Origin of the sequence: Pseudomonas sp. BNK-30, assembly GCF_047456185.1 — a bacterium.
GTDB classification, from domain to species: Bacteria; Pseudomonadota; Gammaproteobacteria; order Pseudomonadales; family Pseudomonadaceae; genus Aquipseudomonas; species Aquipseudomonas putida_E.
Genome location: NZ_CP179904.1, coordinates 4,886,807 through 4,907,166 on the forward strand (window position 1 = coordinate 4,886,807; position 20,360 = coordinate 4,907,166).

12 protein-coding genes, 2 tRNA genes and 4 rRNA genes are annotated in these 20,360 nt (G+C 57.1%); 8 read left to right on the forward strand and 10 right to left on the reverse strand.

The genetic code is table 11. From position 1 onward, the window contains the following. Position 1: 1 nt before the first annotated feature. From ACMGGN_RS22685 to ACMGGN_RS22730, 10 genes are all read right to left on the reverse strand, one after another. On the reverse strand, positions 2–1,960 hold the full coding sequence (locus tag ACMGGN_RS22685) for a DUF4105 domain-containing protein (protein WP_414156311.1): 1,959 nt from the start codon (positions 1,958–1,960) through the stop codon (positions 2–4). Continuing rightward, positions 1,957–2,277, reverse strand: coding sequence for a DUF2388 domain-containing protein (locus ACMGGN_RS22690; protein WP_012316830.1), 321 nt, complete (start codon positions 2,275–2,277; stop codon positions 1,957–1,959). Before ACMGGN_RS22690 ends, ACMGGN_RS22685 begins: the two co-directional genes overlap by 4 nt. Then, entirely contained in the window at positions 2,262–2,606 is a 345-nt protein-coding gene (locus ACMGGN_RS22695; protein ID WP_012316829.1) for a DUF2388 domain-containing protein, read from the reverse strand. The genes ACMGGN_RS22690 and ACMGGN_RS22695 overlap by 16 nt, the downstream gene beginning before the upstream one ends. An 82-nt stretch (positions 2,607–2,688) precedes the next feature. After that, on the reverse strand, positions 2,689–3,006 hold the full coding sequence (locus ACMGGN_RS22700) for a DUF2388 domain-containing protein (RefSeq protein WP_046786715.1): 318 nt from the start codon (positions 3,004–3,006) through the stop codon (positions 2,689–2,691). A 314-nt stretch (positions 3,007–3,320) separates the two neighbouring features. After that, on the reverse strand, positions 3,321–3,536 hold the full coding sequence (locus ACMGGN_RS22705; RefSeq protein ID WP_012316827.1) for a DUF1127 domain-containing protein: 216 nt from the start codon (positions 3,534–3,536) through the stop codon (positions 3,321–3,323). 375 nt (positions 3,537–3,911) lie between these two features. Continuing rightward, positions 3,912–5,405 (reverse strand): acetyl-CoA hydrolase/transferase family protein, encoded by a 1,494-nt coding sequence (locus ACMGGN_RS22710; RefSeq protein WP_039604671.1) that lies wholly within the window; start codon positions 5,403–5,405, stop codon positions 3,912–3,914. A 188-nt stretch (positions 5,406–5,593) separates the two neighbouring features. After that, complete coding sequence (locus tag ACMGGN_RS22715) at positions 5,594–7,030, reverse strand: NAD(P)(+) transhydrogenase (Re/Si-specific) subunit beta (protein WP_042111833.1); 1,437 nt, start codon at positions 7,028–7,030, stop codon at positions 5,594–5,596. Between the two features lie 2 nt (positions 7,031–7,032). After that, positions 7,033–7,347, reverse strand: a complete 315-nt coding sequence (locus tag ACMGGN_RS22720; protein WP_012316824.1) for an NAD(P) transhydrogenase subunit alpha — start codon at positions 7,345–7,347, stop codon at positions 7,033–7,035. An 11-nt stretch (positions 7,348–7,358) separates the two neighbouring features. Continuing rightward, positions 7,359–8,480: a Re/Si-specific NAD(P)(+) transhydrogenase subunit alpha gene (locus ACMGGN_RS22725; RefSeq protein WP_039604735.1), complete on the reverse strand. Its 1,122-nt coding sequence runs from the start codon at positions 8,478–8,480 to the stop codon at positions 7,359–7,361. A gap of 410 nt (positions 8,481–8,890) precedes the next feature. After that, the gene (locus ACMGGN_RS22730) at positions 8,891–9,799 is read right to left on the reverse strand and encodes a LysR substrate-binding domain-containing protein (RefSeq protein ID WP_046786714.1); all 909 of its coding nucleotides are present in this window, start codon (positions 9,797–9,799) and stop codon (positions 8,891–8,893) included. A 162-nt stretch (positions 9,800–9,961) separates the two neighbouring features. Between ACMGGN_RS22730 and ACMGGN_RS22735 the strand changes: the two genes are divergently transcribed. The 8 genes from ACMGGN_RS22735 (at position 9,962) to ACMGGN_RS22770 (ending at position 20,187) form a co-directional block, all read left to right on the forward strand. Beyond that, a complete protein-coding gene (locus tag ACMGGN_RS22735; protein ID WP_012316821.1) occupies positions 9,962–11,143 on the forward strand; it encodes an acyl-CoA dehydrogenase in 1,182 nt (393 codons plus the stop codon). A gap of 14 nt (positions 11,144–11,157) precedes the next feature. After that, on the forward strand, positions 11,158–12,378 hold the full coding sequence (locus tag ACMGGN_RS22740; protein WP_174142402.1) for a CaiB/BaiF CoA transferase family protein: 1,221 nt from the start codon (positions 11,158–11,160) through the stop codon (positions 12,376–12,378). 568 nt (positions 12,379–12,946) lie between these two features. Beyond that, positions 12,947–14,483 (forward strand): 16S ribosomal RNA (locus ACMGGN_RS22745). A 318-nt stretch (positions 14,484–14,801) separates the two neighbouring features. Beyond that, positions 14,802–17,693, forward strand: a 23S ribosomal RNA gene (locus ACMGGN_RS22750). 131 nt (positions 17,694–17,824) lie between these two features. Then, positions 17,825–17,940, forward strand: a 5S ribosomal RNA gene (rrf, locus tag ACMGGN_RS22755). A 447-nt stretch (positions 17,941–18,387) separates the two neighbouring features. After that, positions 18,388–19,924, forward strand: a 16S ribosomal RNA gene (locus ACMGGN_RS22760). The 16S, 23S and 5S rRNA genes sit together here with 2 tRNA genes alongside, the layout of an rRNA operon. An 86-nt stretch (positions 19,925–20,010) precedes the next feature. Continuing rightward, positions 20,011–20,087: transfer RNA gene (locus tag ACMGGN_RS22765), tRNA-Ile, on the forward strand. A gap of 24 nt (positions 20,088–20,111) precedes the next feature. Beyond that, positions 20,112–20,187, forward strand: a tRNA-Ala gene (locus ACMGGN_RS22770). The last annotated feature ends 173 nt before the right edge of the window (positions 20,188–20,360 follow it).

A 20,360-nucleotide genomic window follows, 5' to 3' on the forward strand; every position in this document is an offset into this window, starting at 1 on the left:
ATCAAGGCAGTTGCAGGCCGCCTGCTGCCTTGTGCAGCGCCCGCAGGTGCTCACCAATCAGCTTCACATTGGCCTCGACCGCAGCAATTTCCTTGGCCCGCGAAGGCTCCAGCAGCGCCCTGACTTCTCTGTCCAGGTCAGTGCTCAAGCGCAGCAACTGGGCCTGCCGTTCACTACTGACTTTTTCCAGATGCTTGCGCTCATCCGGCTGCGGCAGCCCGTATCCCTTTGTATCCAGCAGTTCGGCCGGGCGGCTGAGGAAGCCACTGTTGGCGAGCATCTGCTTCAGGGTCTGGTCGGCCTTGTTGATACTGCCATCTTTCAGCGCGGCCGCATTCAGATAGCGCTGCTTCACTTCATCCTGAGCCAGCAGCAGTTGGCGGCGCAGGCTGGCCTGTTCCAGCAGAAGCAAGGCGGCGCTGGTGCGCAGGTCGGCTTGCAAGAACCAGCCGCGGCGCTGTTCGGCGTCCTGGGCCAGCCAGTCCTCGACCTTGTCCTGCTTGACTGGCAGCTGTTGCTTCAGCACATCGAACATCGCTTGATAGCGGTCGCGATACGAGTCGAAACGGTAGCCCAGGCGCAAGGCTTCGCGCGGGTCGTCGAGCACGCTGGTATCGGCCAGCCCCCGGCCCTTCAATACTGCAAGCAAACCGTTGGGCATGATGCTGTCGAGGTCGTTCAGGCGCGGGTTGGCGGTGCCGCTGCGCAGAAGCTTCAGTGACTCCACCGCACAGTTGTTGGACAGGAACCAGTAGTTGCCGTCATAGCTCCAGTGCATCTCGGCGGCCTGGCGTACCAGATTTTCAATTTCGTCGCGGTTGAGCTTCAACGGCACCGACGCCAGGCTGCGCAGTTCGGTCTTGGTGTATTCGTCGATCACTTGGGCCAGCGGTAGCACGAACAGCCTCGACGGATAGGCGCCAACCAGACCATCCCAGCTGGACAGTTGAACGTCATTGACGAAGGCACGGTAGGAGAGCACCAGGTGCTGCTCGAGGTCCAGTCGGCAGTCTGGCCCGCGAGGCCGGCCGGGTTTGCAGATCACCAGGCGCAGCATGCTGTGGCCCCAACGGCTCACCAGGTTCTGGTTGGCCTCGGCCAGCAGAAAGTCCACTTCGTAGACCCGTTCCGGGTCGATTTCGCCCAACGGCTGGCGGGCGAAGTCGCTGCCGGCGTTGAGGAATGGCAAGCCCTTGGCGCACGTTGCCTGCTCGGGCGCCCAGCCGAAATGATCAGCCAGGTACTGATTGAGTGCTGGCCGACGGCAGCCGTAGCTTGGGTCCAGGAGGAAGTACTCCATGTTGACCGCGATGTATTCCTTGGGGCTGCTCAGCTCATAGCTGTCGGGGCTGCGCAGGAACTGGCCATTGTGCTGTTCGCGCTCACCGCGGCGGCCGACGTATTGCTGCCAGCCGGCCAGGTCGAGCAGGCGCGGGTCATCGCTCAGGGTAAAGCGGCGCTCGGCCTGGCCGCGGCATTGCTCGGGAAGACCGACCTTGCCAACGGTGCCTTGCTGGCGCTTGCAGCGGGCGATCAGCGAACGTTCAGCACTGGGCCAGAGCCGGGCTCGGTCGTATATGTGGGTAAGTTCGTGCAGGACTGTAGCCAGCAACTCCTCACGCACCGTGCCATGCGGACGGTTGGTGCGCTCCTGTGCAGCACTGCCGTCAGTCAGGCCGGGCAGCAGGCGCCGGTTGAGCTGCAGTGTCGAGACCAAGGATGCCTGCCCGTAGGCATCGGCTGGCATGTTGTCGCTCCAGCTGACCTCAATGCGCCGGTCGAGCTGTTGCTTGAAGCGGGGAGGGAGCTTGGCCAAAGCCTCATCAAGCAGGGCTTGGGTGGCTTGAGCCTGCTGTGGGGCCAGGCCGGCTGCCTGCAGCTCGAGCTGCAGGCCGGCCAGGGCGGGCGTGCCCAGCAGCGTCAGGGCGCAGCCGAGCAACCAGGCACGTACGCGGTTCACAGCGCCAGGATGGCTTCGGCCAGCACCTGGTCGCTGGCGCCGCGCGCTTCAGGCACGCGTTCGCGCAGGGTGTTGAAGGCGGCCTCAAGCTGAGCACCACGAATATCACCGTTGCTGGCGACGAAGCTGGCGGCATCGTCATGGGCTTCACGCACGACCTTGGAGTCGCGGATCGAGGTGGTGGTGTCAGAGGTGAAGTCGATCGAGCGGCCAAAGGCCCGCACGATGATGTTGCTGGTGGCCACCAGAGTTTGTGCCTGGGCCAGGTCGGCCAGCAGCAACATGCCGAGGGTAGCGGCGATCAGCGGTTTACGCATGGAGCATCTCCGGAAATGCAGGGAGTCAGATTTAGTGATTGGACGAGAATTGCCTCTGCCAGTTCAAGGTCGCCGACAGATTGACGGGCGCCGTCATGGCGCAGCGACTTGAGTGCTGCTTCCAGGCGTGCTCCGTGAATCAGGCCGTCGCTGGCGACGAAGGCTGCGGCATCGTCGCGAGCCTGCCTGACCAGCTTGCGGTCGAATGGGGCAGTCGTGACTTGGCTGGTGACGTAGCCTGTGATGACCAGGCCTTGCGTGGTGGTGTCCATGGCATGGGCACTGCCCATGGCGACTACGGAAAACAGCAGCGGCAACAGATAACGCATTGGCTTTCTTACGACAGGAACGGAACGGCGAAGGCTAGCCCACAAGTACCGGCCAGGGCCAGCGCTTGTGGGCTGTAGCGGGTCAGATCGCCAGGATGGCCTGGGCCAATTGCGCATCGCTGGCCTGCAGGGCTGGCATGCTCGAGCGGATGTGCAGCAAAGCGCTCTCGAGCTTGGCGCCGCGAATGGCGCCCTGGCTGCCCACGTAGCTGGCCGCATCATCGCGAGCGGCCTGAACGATCTTGTCATCACGGAAAGACGAGGACACATCGGAGGTAGCGTCGGTGGAGGCGGCAACCGCGCCAACGACTGCATCAGTAGTGACAATGAAGCTGGTGGCGTGGGCAGTGCCGGCCAGGCCGAGCAGCAGGGCTGCGCCAATCAGGTAATTACGGGTCATGGTCGTGCACTCCTGGGGAAGATTCGGGTGGATCTGCTTATTGGACGCTCACACGGTTCGTCACGGTGGCTTTGAACATCTGGTTTTACCAGACTGCCCAGTCAAGCGTATCACGCGCCGGAATTTATGGATGTTAATGAACGGCGCACAAGGTAACTGTTATGGTCTATTTTTATATTTTGAAAATTGTACTGTTTCAGTGATGGCAGGCTCTGCTGCAAGGGTGGCCGGGAATTACCCATAAAAAAACCCGCTGCAGTCTCCTGCAACGGGTTTGGGATTCACGGTGCCAGCTGAAGCCGGCGAGCCGGTGCTTAGCGCCAGAACGGCTTGCTCAGCTCTTCGTAACGCTGCGACTCGCTGATACCGGCATCGGCCAGCAGGCGGGCATCGAGACGCGCCAGCTGACGGCGGCTGGCCATGCGGCGCTGCCACAGCAGCAGGGTAGAGAGCGCGCGCAGCGGCAGCGAAGCGTTGGTTTGCTGGGCGTTGTTTTCGAAAACGAGACCGGAACTGAGGGTACGTTCCATGATGTTTCATCCTTCCGCTTATGGCGGGACTAGGGAGTGGTTTAACTGGTGCCAATGATCCTCCTCTGCTGTCCATAACAGTAGATACAGTTCTACTGCATTACGATGGTTCAGTTAACTGTGTAACCCTACTGTTGCACTCGAAACAGGCGCAACTGTACTGGTCCGCACCGTTATGGTGCTTTTTCAGGTTTTATATGGCTTTGAGCAGGCGGGAGCGTGGCGAATTAACGGTACAGTAGTACAGTTTTATCGTATTCAGTGCTTGCTGAATCGGGCTTGTGCCGAGAAAGGGCTGCAGGGCAGCCCTCGAGGTGTTGCTGTGGCGTCAGGAGTGCGTGGCGGCCGTTGGCAAAGGCAGGCCGCTGCTACAGATCAGCTGGCGAGCATGCGCCCACTTTCTTCCAGATTTTCGTGCCAGCTCAGCGCCTCACGCAGGATATGCGGAGTGTGGCCGCCACGCAGGCAAGCGCGATCGAAATAGTCGTTCAGCGCTGCACGGTAATCCGGGTGGACACAGTTATCGATGATCGCCCGTGCCCGTTCCCGTGGCGCGAGGCCCCGCAGGTCGGCAAGCCCCTGTTCGGTCACCAGGATGTCCACGTCGTGCTCGGTGTGGTCGACATGGCTCACCATAGGCACCACGCTGGAGATCGCGCCGCCTTTGGCGATCGACTTGGTGACGAATACGGCCAGGTGGGCATTACGGGCGAAATCGCCGGAGCCACCGATACCGTTCATCATCCGGGTGCCACAGACGTGCGTGGAGTTGACGTTGCCGTAGATGTCGAACTCCAGCGCCGTGTTGATGCCGATGATGCCCAGGCGGCGCACGACTTCAGGGTGGTTGGAGATCTCCTGCGGGCGCAGTACCAGCTTGTCCTTGTAGCGCTCCAGGTTGCCGAATACGTCGGCATTGCGACGGCCCGACAGGGTGATGGAGCTGCCCGAGGCAAAACTCAGCTTGCCAGCGTCGATCAGGTCGAAGGTCGAGTCCTGAAGTACTTCGGAGTACATGGTCAGGTCCTCGAACGGCGACTCGATCAGGCCACACATCACCGCGTTGGCGATGCTGCCGATGCCGGCTTGCAGCGGGCCGAGCCTGTTGGTCATGCGGCCTGCATCCACTTCGTTCTTGAGGAAGTTGATCAGGTGGTCGGCGATGGCCTGGGTTTCATCGTCCGGCGGTAGCACGGTGGAGGGCGAATCTGGCTGGTCGCTGATGACGATGCCGACGATCTTGGCGGGGTCGATCGGGATCGCGGTGCTGCCGATGCGGTCATCCACTTTCACCAGCGGGATGGGCGTGCGGGTCGGGCGATAGGTCGGGATATAGATGTCGTGCAGGCCTTCGAGGTTGGCGTTGTGCGACAGGTTGATCTCGACAATCACCTGCTTGGCGAAGATCGCGAAGCTCGCCGAGTTGCCCACCGAAGTGGTCGGCACGATGTGGCCCTGTTCAGTAATGGCCACCGCTTCGATTACCGCGATGTCCGGCAGTTTGAGCTGCTGGTTGCGCAGTTGCTCGACGGTTTCCGACAGGTGCTGGTCGATGAACATCACCTGACCGTCGTTGATGGCTTTGCGCAGGGTGCTGTCGACCTGGAACGGCATGCGGCGCGCCAGCACGCCAGCCTCGGTCAGTTGCTTGTCCAGGTCATTGCCCAGGCTGGCGCCGGTCATCAGGCTGATTTTCAGAGGCGACAGCTTGGCGCGTTCGGCCAAGGCATGCGGTACGGCCTTGGCTTCGCCGGCGCGGGTGAACCCGCTCATGCCGACGGTCATGCCGTCCTCGATCAGGCCAGCGGCGTCAGCCGCACTCATTACCTTGCTGTGCAGGGAGGACAAGCGGATACGATCACGGTACATGGATTGTTATCTCGGGCTACTGAAGCTACTGCAGCGCAGTCTAGAGATTTACCCCGGCGCCGTCCCGCGACCATGGTCGTATGAGGAGCCACGCAATAGAGCCATTGATCTGGATCAGCAAAATGAAAAAGCCCCGGGAGGGATCTCGCCGGGGCTTCTTTATAGTCCACTGGGTGGTGGAAGCGGGGTTACTCGACGGCTTTGACCATATCCTCGATGACCTTCTTCGCGTCACCGAACACCATCATGGTCTTGTCCAGGTAGAACAGTTCGTTGTCCAGGCCGGCGTAGCCGCTGGCCATGGAGCGTTTGTTGACGATGATGGTCTTGGCTTTGTAAGCCTCCAGGATCGGCATGCCCGCGATCGGCGACTTTGGATCGTTCTTAGCCGCCGGGTTGACCACGTCGTTGGCGCCCAGCACCAACACTACGTCGGCCTGACCGAACTCAGCGTTGATGTCTTCCATCTCGAACACTTGGTCGTAGGGCACTTCGGCCTCGGCCAGCAGTACGTTCATGTGCCCAGGCATGCGCCCTGCCACTGGGTGGATCGCGTACTTCACGGTCACCCCGTTGTGGGTCAGCTTCTCGGTCAGTTCCTTGAGCGCGTGCTGGGCACGTGCTACCGCCAGGCCGTAGCCGGGCACGATGATCACCGTGTCGGCGTTGCTCAGCAGGAAGGTCGCGTCGTCGGCCGAGCCAGACTTCACCGGGCGCTGCTCTTTCGAGCCTTGCGCCGCGCCGGTATCGGTATCCCCGCCGAAGCCGCCGAGGATGACGTTGAAGAACGAGCGATTCATCGCTTTGCACATGATGTACGAGAGGATCGCACCGCTGGAGCCCACCAGGGAGCCGGCGATGATCAGCATCGAGTTGTTCAGCGAGAAGCCGATACCGGCCGCCGCCCAACCCGAATAGCTATTGAGCATCGACACCACCACCGGCATGTCTGCACCGCCGATCGGGATAATGATCAGTACACCCATGATGAAGGCCAGGACCAGCATCAAGGTGAAGGCGCTGTAGTGGCCGGTGAAGGTGAACAGCAGGCCCAGGGCAATCGTGGTCAGGCCCAGAATCAGGTTCAGCTTGTGCTGGCCGGCGAACTGTACCGGTGCGCCTTGGAACAGGCGGAACTTGTACTTGCCCGACAGCTTGCCGAACGCGATCACGGAACCGGAGAAAGTGATTGCACCGATGGCAGCGCCAAGGAACAGCTCCAGGCGGTTACCGGTGGGGATCGGGTCGCTGATGCTGGCGACAATGCCCATCGATTGCGGCTCGAGTACTGCCGCGATGGCAATGAATACCGCCGCCAGGCCGATCATGCTGTGCATGAAGGCGACCAGCTCCGGCATTTTGGTCATTTCTACGCGCTTGGCCATGATCGAGCCCGCGGTACCGCCGACCAGCAGGCCGACGATGACGTAGCCAATCCCGGCAGTTGCCAGCTCTGCCCCAAGCTTATAGATGAGGCCAACCGTGGTGAGGATCGCGATCCCCATGCCGATCATGCCGAACAGGTTGCCGCGCCGCGACGTGGTCGGGTGCGACAGGCCCTTGAGCGCCTGAATGAAGCAGACCGAGGCGACGAGGTAGAGGAGCGTTACCAGATTCATGCTCATGCTTACTTCTGCGCCTCGTTCTTGGTTTTCTTCTTGAACATCTCAAGCATGCGACGGGTGACCAGGAAGCCACCGAACACGTTGACCGCAGCCAGGGCCACCGCCAGGGTGCCCATCAGCTTGCCGGCCGGGGTCACGGTCAGCGCGGCAGCCAGCATGGCGCCGACGATGACGATGGCCGAGATGGCGTTGGTGACCGCCATCAGGGGTGTGTGCAGTGCCGGGGTCACGTTCCAGACCACGTGGTAGCCGATATAGATGGCCAGCACGAAGATGATCAGGTTGTAGATGCCATGGGAAATCAGCATGTCTTCCATTGTCGTGCTCCTTAGCCGTTCTTGCGCACGACCTGGCCGTCGCGGCACATCAGGCACGCGGCGACGATGTCGTCTTCGAGGTTGATGACCAGCGCGCCGTCCTTGTCGAACAGCAGCTTCATGAAATCCAGCAGGTTGCGTGCATACAGTGCCGAGGCATCTGCTGCCACCTGGGCCGGCAGGTTGGTCGGGCCGACGATGGTCACGCCGTTTTCCATCACGACCTGGTCGGCCACGGTCAGCGGGCAATTACCGCCTTGGGCAGCGGCCAGATCGATGACCACCGAGCCTGGTTTCATCTGCGCCACGGTTTCGGCGCTGAGCAGGGTCGGTGCCTTGCGGCCGGGGATGAGCGCCGTAGTGATGACGATGTCGGCCTGTTTGGCTCGCTCATGCACGGCCTGGGCCTGGCGCTGCATCCAGCTGGCCGGCATCGGCCGGGCATAGCCGCCGACGCCTTCTGCGCACTCGCGCTCCTCATCGGTCTCGTAGGGCACGTCGATGAACTTGGCGCCCAGCGACTCGATCTGCTCCTTGACAGCCGGGCGTACGTCGGACGCCTCGATGACTGCGCCCAGGCGCTTGGCGGTGGCGATGGCCTGCAGGCCGGCAACGCCAGCACCCAGGATCAGCACGCGCGCGGCTTTCACAGTACCGGCGGCGGTCATCAGCATGGGCATGAAGCGCGGGTAATGATGGGCAGCCAGCAACACGGCCTTGTAACCGGCGATGTTGGCCTGGGACGACAGCACGTCCAGGCTCTGGGCCCGGGATGTACGCGGCGCGGCCTCCAGGGCGAAGGCAGTGATACCGCGCTCTGCCATCTTGCCGATCAGCTCGTTGTTGAATGGGTTGAGCATGCCCACCAGAAGGCTGCCGCTGTTGATCAGGGCCAGCTCCTGGTCGTTGGGACCGACCACCTTGAGGACCAGTTGGGCGCCGTAGGCATCGGCTGCACTTCCCAGGGAAGCGCCCACGGCCTCATAGGCACTGTCCGGAATGCTGGCATTGAGCCCTGCCCCCCGTTGGACGGTGACCTGATGGCCCTGGCCAATCAGTTTCTTGATGGTTTCCGGGGTCGCAGCGACCCTTGTCTCACCGGTCTGCGTCTCGAGAGGAACACCAATGTGCACGACTATTTCTCCTGCGGTGACCTTTTTGTCTTTATAGAAGCCAGCGCACTTCGGGTGGTGCGCGGGTTTGGCTGTTGAGCGCCAGTCCGCCGAATCCAGGGCGGGCGGAGCATTTTGCAGACGAACCCAGGGGCCTTCAACCGGTTCTGGAGCGAAACGAAGTTAAAACTACAAGTCACCCTGTGACCGTATGTCGCAACGGATAGGGCGCAGCCCGTCAAACATGGGCTATTGGCAGATTAGGGGATTTTTTGAAATTTTTTGCGCTGATTTCGCAGATGGATTCGCGAAGGTCGTAAAACCCTCTGAAAGCCGCGTGTTTAGCGGTTTTGTCGGGGTTTTTCGATTCACCTGAACAGTTTGCTTATATGCGACAAAAACATACATCTGTAGGTGTTCAAAATAATTGACTACAAGGGTAGGGAAGGGGCGATGTAATGCTGTGCCTGCCCCAGTAGCCAATCACGGAATGCCCGCAGCGACGCCGATTCGGCCTTGCGCTCGGGAATCATCAGATAATAGGCCTTGTCGCTGGACAGGGCGTATCTGTTAGCGACCACCAGTCTGCCTTCCTCCAGTTCCCGCTGGATCAGGAACGGTGGTATCAGCGCGATGCCCATCTCGTGGGTGGCAGCTTGGGCCAGCATTGAGAACAGTTCATAGCGCGGGCCTGTCATGTCCCCGGAAACGTTCATGCCCAGACCATTGAACCACTGTCGCCAGGCATAGGGCCGCGTGGTCTGCTGCAGCAGCGGCAGGTGGGCGATTCGCGTCGCGTCGAGCATGCCTTGCCCGTCCAGCAAGGCTGGGCTGCACACGGGTACCGGGTTTTCGCCCATCAGGCGGTGGGAGTGCGTGCCTGACCAGTCGGCATCGCCAAAATAGATAGCGGCATCGAACGTGGTGTCGGCAAACAGGAACGGCCGTGTGCGGTTGGTGAGGTTGACAGTAACATCCGGGTGCCGTTGCTGGAAGTCCTTGAGCCGCGGCAGCAGCCATTGGGTGCCGAAAGTCGGTACTACGGCCAGTTCGATCACGTTGGCACCTTGCTGGCGCATTACCGACAAGGTGTCACGCTCTACAGCATCCAGCTGTGCGGCAACCTGGCGGCTATACGACAGTCCCGCCTCTGTCAGCTTGACGCCGCGCCGCGAGCGCCGGAACAGTTCCACGTTGAGAAACCCCTCGAGGCCGCCGATCTGGCGACAGACGGCGCCTTGGGTCAGGGCAAGTTCCTGAGCGGCCTTGGTAAAGCTCTCGTGGCGCGCTGCCGCTTCGAAGCAGACCAATGCGGTGGTACTGGGGATCTTGCGACGCATGTACAGCAACCTCACTTATAGGGTTTGCAAGATGGGGTTTTTGTGTGTTTCGGAGTGATAAATTATCACTAATACGTGCGCAATCCTCGTTTGTCCTCGTTGTAGATCAGGCCTAGGATCAAAGGCACAAGAATCTGCTCCCCTATTTCGAGGATTTCACTCATGGCCGGTAAAGCAAGCTTCAACTGGATCGACCCGCTGCTGCTGGACCAGCAGCTCACTGAAGAAGAGCGCATGGTTCGTGACAGCGCCTATCAGTTCGCCCAGGACAAGCTGGCCCCGCGGGTGCTGGAGGCTTTCCGTCATGAGCAGACCGACCCCGCTATTTTTCGCGAAATGGGTGAAGTCGGCCTGCTGGGCGCAACCATTCCCGAGCAATATGGCGGGAGTGGGCTCAACTACGTGTGCTACGGGCTGATTGCCCGGGAAGTGGAGCGTATCGACTCTGGCTATCGCTCGATGATGAGTGTGCAGTCTTCACTGGTGATGGTGCCGATCAACGAGTTCGGTACCGAAGCGCAGAAACAGAAGTACCTGCCCAAGCTTGCCAGCGGTGAGTGGATCGGTTGCTTCGGCCTGACCGAGCCTAACCATGGCTCCGACCCGGGCTCGATGATCACCCGTGCCAGAAAGGTGGACGGCGGCTATCGCCTGAGCGGCAGCAAGATGTGGATCACCAACAGCCCGATCGCCGATGTGTTCGTGGTCTGGGCCAAGGATGACGCTGGCGATATCCGCGGCTTTGTTCTTGAAAAGGGTTGGCAGGGCCTCAGTGCACCGGCGATCCATGGCAAGGTCGGGCTGCGCGCGTCGATCACCGGCGAAATCGTGATGGACAATGTGTTCGTGCCTGAGGAAAACATCTTCCCGGATGTGCGTGGCCTCAAAGGTCCGTTCACCTGCCTGAACTCTGCCCGTTATGGTATTTCGTGGGGTGCTTTGGGGGCTGCTGAAGCCTGCTGGCACACCGCTCGCCAGTACACCCTGGACCGTCAGCAGTTCGGTCGCCCGCTGGCTGCCAATCAGCTTATCCAGAAAAAGCTGGCCGACATGCAGACCGAAATTACCCTGGCCCTGCAAGGCTGCCTGCGTTTGGGGCGTATGAAAGACGAGGGCACCGCTGCGGTGGAGATCACCTCGATCATGAAGCGCAACTCGTGCGGCAAGTCGCTGGACATTGCGCGTATGGCCCGTGACATGTTGGGTGGTAACGGTATCTCCGACGAGTTCGGCGTGGCGCGTCATCTGGTCAATCTTGAGGTGGTCAATACCTATGAGGGCACCCATGACGTACACGCGCTGATTCTGGGGCGCGCGCAAACCGGCATCCAGGCCTTCTATTGATAAGGAGCCAGGGTATGGGCGCGCTATCTCATCTGCGGGTGCTGGACCTCTCCCGTGTGCTGGCTGGGCCTTGGTCTGGTCAGATTCTGGCTGACCTGGGCGCCGACGTGATCAAGGTCGAGCGCCCAGGCAGCGGCGACGATACTCGCGCCTGGGGGCCGCCCTTCCTCAAGGATGTACAAGGCGAGAACACCAGTGAGGCGGCTTACTATTTGTCGGCCAACCGTAACAAGCGTTCGGTGACCATCGACTTTACTCAGCCAGAGGGGCAGCGCCTGGTGCGTGAGCTGGCTGCGAAGTCGGACATCGTCATTGAAAACTTCAAGGTTGGCGGGCTGGCTGCCTATGGGCTGGATTACGCGAGCCTGAAGTTGGTGAATCCCCGGCTTATCTATTGCTCGATCACTGGCTTCGGTCAGACCGGGCCCTACGCTAAGCGCGCCGGCTATGACTTCATGATCCAGGGGCTGGGCGGGCTGATGAGCCTGACCGGGCGCCCCGACGGTGATGAGGGTGCCGGACCTGTGAAGGTGGGGGTAGCGCTTACCGATATTCTGACTGGGCTGTATTCGACCGTGGCCATACTGGCGGCCCTCGCCCATCGCGACCAGGCCGGTGTCGGGCAGCACATCGATATGGCCTTGCTGGATGTGCAGGTAGCCTGCCTGGCCAATCAGGCGATGAACTACCTCACTACCGGCAACCCGCCGCGACGGCTGGGCAATGCACATCCTAATATTGTGCCTTATCAGGATTTCCCGACCGCAGATGGCGACTTCATTCTTACCGTCGGCAACGATGGCCAGTTCCGCAAGTTCGCCGAGGTGGCTGGTCAGCCTCAATGGGCTGATGACCCACGCTTCGCAACCAACAAGCTGCGGGTGGCCAATCGGGCGGAGCTGATTCCGTTGATTCGCCAGGCCACGGTGTTCAAGACAACGGCTGAGTGGGTGAGCCAGTTGGAAGCTGCAGGCGTGCCCTGTGGGCCGATCAATGATCTGGCGCAGATGTTCCAGGACCCGCAAGTGCTTGCGCGCGGCCTGGCTGTGAGCATGCCCCATGCCTTGGCTGGGAGTGTGCCGCAGGTGGCCAGCCCTATCAGGTTATCGGAAACGCCCGTTGAGTATCGTCGTGCGCCGCCGCTGCTAGGTGAGCACACGGAGGCAGTTCTAGGTGATGTGTTGGGGTTGGATGGCGATGCGCTTGGGCGCTTGCGCAGCGCCGGTGTGCTCTGAGGCTATATATAGGTGATGAAAAGCGGGGAGGCCGACAGGCCTCCCCGCTTTGCTTTTTAGCGATAGTAAGGTTTATTGGAATTAAGCCTTGACGGGCGTTCGAATCCCCTTATAATGCGCCCCACTTCCAGCGTAGTCGGAACGAGAAACTCCTTGAAATTCAAAGAGTTGCTTAATCCAGGTAGTACTGGTGGTGCTTCGATCGCCTGATCGATAGCGGTTGAAATGGTGGTTGACAGCGCTTCTAAACGCTGTATGATTCGCCTCCCGCTACGAGAGATCGCAGCGAGCCAAGTGTTTGAAGTTGAACGAGTTTCTCGCAAAAAACTTCAAAATAAACGCTTGACAGGCTCTGAGGAAAGCGTAGAATGCGCGCCTCGGTTGAGGCGAAAAGCTCTTAACCAAACGCTCTTTAACAAATCGAATCAAGCAATTCGTGTGGGTGCTTGTGAGTATGGACTGATAGTCAGAAAGATTATCAGCATCACAAGTGACCATGCGAGAAATCACATAGTCATTTGAGATTGCTGAGCCAAGTTTAGGGTTTCTTAAAAACCCAAGCAGTATTGAACTGAAGAGTTTGATCATGGCTCAGATTGAACGCTGGCGGCAGGCCTAACACATGCAAGTCGAGCGGATGACGGGAGCTTGCTCCTTGATTCAGCGGCGGACGGGTGAGTAATGCCTAGGAATCTGCCTGGTAGTGGGGGACAACGTTTCGAAAGGAACGCTAATACCGCATACGTCCTACGGGAGAAAGCAGGGGACCTTCGGGCCTTGCGCTATCAGATGAGCCTAGGTCGGATTAGCTAGTTGGTGGGGTAATGGCTCACCAAGGCGACGATCCGTAACTGGTCTGAGAGGATGATCAGTCACACTGGAACTGAGACACGGTCCAGACTCCTACGGGAGGCAGCAGTGGGGAATATTGGACAATGGGCGAAAGCCTGATCCAGCCATGCCGCGTGTGTGAAGAAGGTCTTCGGATTGTAAAGCACTTTAAGTTGGGAGGAAGGGCATTAACCTAATACGTTAGTGTTTTGACGTTACCGACAGAATAAGCACCGGCTAACTCTGTGCCAGCAGCCGCGGTAATACAGAGGGTGCAAGCGTTAATCGGAATTACTGGGCGTAAAGCGCGCGTAGGTGGTTTGTTAAGTTGGATGTGAAAGCCCCGGGCTCAACCTGGGAACTGCATCCAAAACTGGCAAGCTAGAGTACGGTAGAGGGTGGTGGAATTTCCTGTGTAGCGGTGAAATGCGTAGATATAGGAAGGAACACCAGTGGCGAAGGCGACCACCTGGACTGATACTGACACTGAGGTGCGAAAGCGTGGGGAGCAAACAGGATTAGATACCCTGGTAGTCCACGCCGTAAACGATGTCAACTAGCCGTTGGAATCCTTGAGATTTTAGTGGCGCAGCTAACGCATTAAGTTGACCGCCTGGGGAGTACGGCCGCAAGGTTAAAACTCAAATGAATTGACGGGGGCCCGCACAAGCGGTGGAGCATGTGGTTTAATTCGAAGCAACGCGAAGAACCTTACCAGGCCTTGACATGCAGAGAACTTTCCAGAGATGGATTGGTGCCTTCGGGAACTCTGACACAGGTGCTGCATGGCTGTCGTCAGCTCGTGTCGTGAGATGTTGGGTTAAGTCCCGTAACGAGCGCAACCCTTGTCCTTAGTTACCAGCACGTCATGGTGGGCACTCTAAGGAGACTGCCGGTGACAAACCGGAGGAAGGTGGGGATGACGTCAAGTCATCATGGCCCTTACGGCCTGGGCTACACACGTGCTACAATGGTCGGTACAGAGGGTTGCCAAGCCGCGAGGTGGAGCTAATCTCACAAAACCGATCGTAGTCCGGATCGCAGTCTGCAACTCGACTGCGTGAAGTCGGAATCGCTAGTAATCGCGAATCAGAATGTCGCGGTGAATACGTTCCCGGGCCTTGTACACACCGCCCGTCACACCATGGGAGTGGGTTGCACCAGAAGTAGCTAGTCTAACCTTCGGGAGGACGGTTACCACGGTGTGATTCATGACTGGGGTGAAGTCGTAACAAGGTAGCCGTAGGGGAACCTGCGGCTGGATCACCTCCTTAATCGACGACATCAGCCTGCTGATGAGCTCCCACACGAATTGCTTGATTCTTTGTAAAAGGCGATCAGGACCTAAATATAGGTCCAGCGCTGTTCCTGATCAGAACTCAGAAATGAACATTCGGCTTGAATGTTGATTTCTGACTTTTGTCAGATCGTTCTTTAAAAATTCGGATATGTGATAGAAATAGACTGAACACCAGTTTCACTGCTGGTGGATCAGGCTAAGGTAAAATTTGTGAGTTCTGCTCGAAAGAGCAACATGCGAATTTTCGGCGAATGTCGTCTTCACAGTATAACCAGATTGCTTGGGGTTATATGGTCAAGTGAAGAAGCGCATACGGTGGATGCCTTGGCAGTCAGAGGCGATGAAAGACGTGGTAGCCTGCGATAAGCTTTGGGGAGTCGGCAAACAGACTGTGATCCAGAGATCTCTGAATGGGGGAACCCACTCAGCATAAGCTGAGTATCTTGTACTGAATACATAGGTGCAAGAGGCGAACCAGGGGAACTGAAACATCTAAGTACCCTGAGGAAAAGAAATCAACCGAGATTCCCTTAGTAGTGGCGAGCGAACGGGGACCAGCCCTTAAGTTGGTTTGAGATTAGTGGAACGCTCTGGAAAGTGCGGCCATAGTGGGTGATAGCCCCGTACACGAAAATCTCTTATCAATGAAATCGAGTAGGACGGAGCACGAGAAACTTTGTCTGAACATGGGGGGACCATCCTCCAAGGCTAAATACTACTGACTGACCGATAGTGAACCAGTACCGTGAGGGAAAGGCGAAAAGAACCCCGGAGAGGGGAGTGAAATAGATCCTGAAACCGTATGCGTACAAGCAGTGGGAGCCTACTTTGTTAGGTGACTGCGTACCTTTTGTATAATGGGTCAGCGACTTATATTCAGTGGCGAGCTTAACCGAATAGGGGAGGCGTAGCGAAAGCGAGTCTTAATAGGGCGTTTAGTCGCTGGGTATAGACCCGAAACCGGGCGATCTATCCATGGGCAGGTTGAAGGTTAGGTAACACTGACTGGAGGACCGAACCGACTACCGTTGAAAAGTTAGCGGATGACCTGTGGATCGGAGTGAAAGGCTAATCAAGCTCGGAGATAGCTGGTTCTCCTCGAAAGCTATTTAGGTAGCGCCTCATGTATCACTGTAGGGGGTAGAGCACTGTTTCGGCTAGGGGGTCATCCCGACTTACCAAACCGATGCAAACTCCGAATACCTACAAGTGCCGAGCATGGGAGACACACGGCGGGTGCTAACGTCCGTCGTGAAAAGGGAAACAACCCAGACCGTCAGCTAAGGTCCCAAAGTCATGGTTAAGTGGGAAACGATGTGGGAAGGCTTAGACAGCTAGGAGGTTGGCTTAGAAGCAGCCACCCTTTAAAGAAAGCGTAATAGCTCACTAGTCGAGTCGGCCTGCGCGGAAGATGTAACGGGGCTCAAACCATGCACCGAAGCTACGGGTATCACCTTTGGTGATGCGGTAGAGGAGCGTTCTGTAAGCCTGTGAAGGTGAGTTGAGAAGCTTGCTGGAGGTATCAGAAGTGCGAATGCTGACATGAGTAACGACAATGCGAGTGAAAAACTCGCACGCCGAAAGACCAAGGTTTCCTGCGCAACGTTAATCGACGCAGGGTTAGTCGGTCCCTAAGGCGAGGCTGAAAAGCGTAGTCGATGGAAAACAGGTTAATATTCCTGTACTTCCAGTTATTGCGATGGAGGGACGGAGAAGGCTAGGCCAGCTTGGCGTTGGTTGTCCAAGTTTAAGGTGGTAGGCTGAGATCTTAGGCAAATCCGGGATCTCAAAGCCGAGAGCTGATGACGAGTTGCCTTTAGGCGACGAAGTGGTTGATGCCATGCTTCCAAGAAAAGCTCCTAAGCTTCAGATAACTGGGAACCGTACCCCAAACCGACACAGGTGGTTAGGTAGAGAATACCAAGGCGCTTGAGAGAACTCGGGTGAAGGAACTAGGCAAAATGGCACCGTAACTTCGGGAGAAGGTGCGCCGGTGAGGGTGAAGGACTTGCTCCGTAAGCTCATGCCGGTCGAAGATACCAGGCCGCTGCGACTGTTTATTAAAAACACAGCACTCTGCAAACACGAAAGTGGACGTATAGGGTGTGACGCCTGCCCGGTGCCGGAAGGTTAATTGATGGGGTTAGCGCAAGCGAAGCTCTTGATCGAAGCCCCGGTAAACGGCGGCCGTAACTATAACGGTCCTAAGGTAGCGAAATTCCTTGTCGGGTAAGTTCCGACCTGCACGAATGGCGTAACGATGGCGGCGCTGTCTCCACCCGAGACTCAGTGAAATTGAAATCGCTGTGAAGATGCAGTGTATCCGCGGCTAGACGGAAAGACCCCGTGAACCTTTACTATAGCTTTGCACTGGACTTTGAATTTGCTTGTGTAGGATAGGTGGGAGGCTTTGAAGTGGGGACGCCAGTTCTCATGGAGCCATCCTTGAAATACCACCCTGGCAACTTTGAGGTTCTAACTCAGGTCCGTTATCCGGATCGAGGACAGTGTATGGTGGGTAGTTTGACTGGGGCGGTCTCCTCCCAAAGAGTAACGGAGGAGTACGAAGGTGCGCTCAGACCGGTCGGAAATCGGTCGTAGAGTATAAAGGCAAAAGCGCGCTTGACTGCGAGACAAACACGTCGAGCAGGTACGAAAGTAGGTCTTAGTGATCCGGTGGTTCTGTATGGAAGGGCCATCGCTCAACGGATAAAAGGTACTCCGGGGATAACAGGCTGATACCGCCCAAGAGTTCATATCGACGGCGGTGTTTGGCACCTCGATGTCGGCTCATCACATCCTGGGGCTGAAGCCGGTCCCAAGGGTATGGCTGTTCGCCATTTAAAGTGGTACGCGAGCTGGGTTTAGAACGTCGTGAGACAGTTCGGTCCCTATCTGCCGTGGACGTTTGAGATTTGAGAGGGGCTGCTCCTAGTACGAGAGGACCGGAGTGGACGAACCTCTGGTGTTCCGGTTGTCACGCCAGTGGCATTGCCGGGTAGCTATGTTCGGAAGAGATAACCGCTGAAAGCATCTAAGCGGGAAACTTGCCTCAAGATGAGATCTCACTGGGATCTTGAATCCCCTAAAGGGCCGTCGAAGACTACGACGTTGATAGGTTGGGTGTGTAAGCGCTGTGAGGCGTTGAGCTAACCAATACTAATTGCCCGTGAGGCTTGACCATATAACACCCAAGCAATTTGCTTCTGCAGATTGTGGTGGTGAAGACGAAAGAACCGAAAGTTCGCAACATCACAACTATCGCATATCCGAATTCGCTGGGCTGTCCATCTGGACATTCTGGCTACAGAATTTCTTGACGACCATAGAGCATTGGAACCACCTGATCCCATCCCGAACTCAGTAGTGAAACGATGCATCGCCGATGGTAGTGTGGGGTTTCCCCATGTGAGAGTAGGTCATCGTCAAGATTCATTTCGCAAAACCCCTATCTGCGCAAGCAGGTAGGGGTTTTGTCTTTAAGTAGAAGCTATCGCTTCTCCTGGTGGGCTGAAAGCCAACCGGTGGTGGTAAAAAGGTGGTTGACAGCGTTTTTGAATGCTGTATTATTCACCTCCCGCGACGAGAGATCGAAGCGAGTTAAGTGTCTGAAGTTAAACGAGTTTCTCGCAAAAAACTTCAAAATAAACGCTTGACAGGCTCTGAGGAAAGCGTAGAATGCGCGCCTCGGTTGAGACGAAAAGCTCTTAACCAAACGCTCTTTAACAAATCGAATCAAGCAATTCGTGTGGGTGCTTGTGAGTACGGACTGATAGTCAGAAAGATTATCAGCATCACAAGTGGCCATGCGAGAAATCACATAGTCATTTGAGATTGCTGAGCCAAGTTTAGGGTTTCTTAAAAACCCAAGCAGTATTGAACTGAAGAGTTTGATCATGGCTCAGATTGAACGCTGGCGGCAGGCCTAACACATGCAAGTCGAGCGGATGACGGGAGCTTGCTCCTTGATTCAGCGGCGGACGGGTGAGTAATGCCTAGGAATCTGCCTGGTAGTGGGGGACAACGTTTCGAAAGGAACGCTAATACCGCATACGTCCTACGGGAGAAAGCAGGGGACCTTCGGGCCTTGCGCTATCAGATGAGCCTAGGTCGGATTAGCTAGTTGGTGGGGTAATGGCTCACCAAGGCGACGATCCGTAACTGGTCTGAGAGGATGATCAGTCACACTGGAACTGAGACACGGTCCAGACTCCTACGGGAGGCAGCAGTGGGGAATATTGGACAATGGGCGAAAGCCTGATCCAGCCATGCCGCGTGTGTGAAGAAGGTCTTCGGATTGTAAAGCACTTTAAGTTGGGAGGAAGGGCATTAACCTAATACGTTAGTGTTTTGACGTTACCGACAGAATAAGCACCGGCTAACTCTGTGCCAGCAGCCGCGGTAATACAGAGGGTGCAAGCGTTAATCGGAATTACTGGGCGTAAAGCGCGCGTAGGTGGTTTGTTAAGTTGGATGTGAAAGCCCCGGGCTCAACCTGGGAACTGCATCCAAAACTGGCAAGCTAGAGTACGGTAGAGGGTGGTGGAATTTCCTGTGTAGCGGTGAAATGCGTAGATATAGGAAGGAACACCAGTGGCGAAGGCGACCACCTGGACTGATACTGACACTGAGGTGCGAAAGCGTGGGGAGCAAACAGGATTAGATACCCTGGTAGTCCACGCCGTAAACGATGTCAACTAGCCGTTGGAATCCTTGAGATTTTAGTGGCGCAGCTAACGCATTAAGTTGACCGCCTGGGGAGTACGGCCGCAAGGTTAAAACTCAAATGAATTGACGGGGGCCCGCACAAGCGGTGGAGCATGTGGTTTAATTCGAAGCAACGCGAAGAACCTTACCAGGCCTTGACATGCAGAGAACTTTCCAGAGATGGATTGGTGCCTTCGGGAACTCTGACACAGGTGCTGCATGGCTGTCGTCAGCTCGTGTCGTGAGATGTTGGGTTAAGTCCCGTAACGAGCGCAACCCTTGTCCTTAGTTACCAGCACGTTATGGTGGGCACTCTAAGGAGACTGCCGGTGACAAACCGGAGGAAGGTGGGGATGACGTCAAGTCATCATGGCCCTTACGGCCTGGGCTACACACGTGCTACAATGGTCGGTACAGAGGGTTGCCAAGCCGCGAGGTGGAGCTAATCTCACAAAACCGATCGTAGTCCGGATCGCAGTCTGCAACTCGACTGCGTGAAGTCGGAATCGCTAGTAATCGCGAATCAGAATGTCGCGGTGAATACGTTCCCGGGCCTTGTACACACCGCCCGTCACACCATGGGAGTGGGTTGCACCAGAAGTAGCTAGTCTAACCTTCGGGAGGACGGTTACCACGGTGTGATTCATGACTGGGGTGAAGTCGTAACAAGGTAGCCGTAGGGGAACCTGCGGCTGGATCACCTCCTTAATCGACGACATCAGCCTGCTGATGAGCTCCCACACGAATTGCTTGATTCTTTGTATAAAGACGATGCTGTAACGCGACCCTGTTATAGGTCTGTAGCTCAGTTGGTTAGAGCGCACCCCTGATAAGGGTGAGGTCGGCAGTTCAAATCTGCCCAGACCTACCATTACATGGTTCAGCCGTAGAATACGGGGCCATAGCTCAGCTGGGAGAGCGCCTGCCTTGCACGCAGGAGGTCAGCGGTTCGATCCCGCTTGGCTCCACCACTTCTGCTTTACCTTGATCAAACTCAGAAATGAGCATTCGCCTCGAATGTTGATTTCTGACTTTTGTCAGATCGTTCTTTAAAAATTCGGATATGTGATAGAAATAGACTGAACACCAGTTTCACTGCTGGTGGATCAGGCTAAGGTAAAATTTGTGAGTTCTGCTCGAAAGA

Bases quoted from the DNA above. Each gene is read 5' to 3' on its own strand.
- ACMGGN_RS22690 (WP_012316830.1), bottom strand. From the start codon at position 2,277: ATGCGTAAACCGCTGATCGCCGCTACCCTCGGCATGTTGCTGCTGGCC.
- ACMGGN_RS22695 (WP_012316829.1), bottom strand. From the start codon at position 2,606: ATGCGTTATCTGTTGCCGCTGCTGTTTTCCGTAGTCGCCATGGGCAGT.
- ACMGGN_RS22700 (WP_046786715.1), bottom strand. From the start codon at position 3,006: ATGACCCGTAATTACCTGATTGGCGCAGCCCTGCTGCTCGGCCTGGCC.
- ACMGGN_RS22705 (WP_012316827.1), bottom strand. From the start codon at position 3,536: ATGGAACGTACCCTCAGTTCCGGTCTCGTTTTCGAAAACAACGCCCAG.
- ACMGGN_RS22710 (WP_039604671.1), bottom strand. From the start codon at position 5,405: ATGTACCGTGATCGTATCCGCTTGTCCTCCCTGCACAGCAAGGTAATG.
- ACMGGN_RS22715 (WP_042111833.1), bottom strand. From the start codon at position 7,030: ATGAGCATGAATCTGGTAACGCTCCTCTACCTCGTCGCCTCGGTCTGC.
- ACMGGN_RS22720 (WP_012316824.1), bottom strand. From the start codon at position 7,347: ATGGAAGACATGCTGATTTCCCATGGCATCTACAACCTGATCATCTTC.
- ACMGGN_RS22730 (WP_046786714.1), bottom strand. From the start codon at position 9,799: ATGCGTCGCAAGATCCCCAGTACCACCGCATTGGTCTGCTTCGAAGCG.
- ACMGGN_RS22735 (WP_012316821.1), top strand. From the start codon at position 9,962: ATGGCCGGTAAAGCAAGCTTCAACTGGATCGACCCGCTGCTGCTGGAC.
- ACMGGN_RS22740 (WP_174142402.1), top strand. From the start codon at position 11,158: ATGGGCGCGCTATCTCATCTGCGGGTGCTGGACCTCTCCCGTGTGCTG.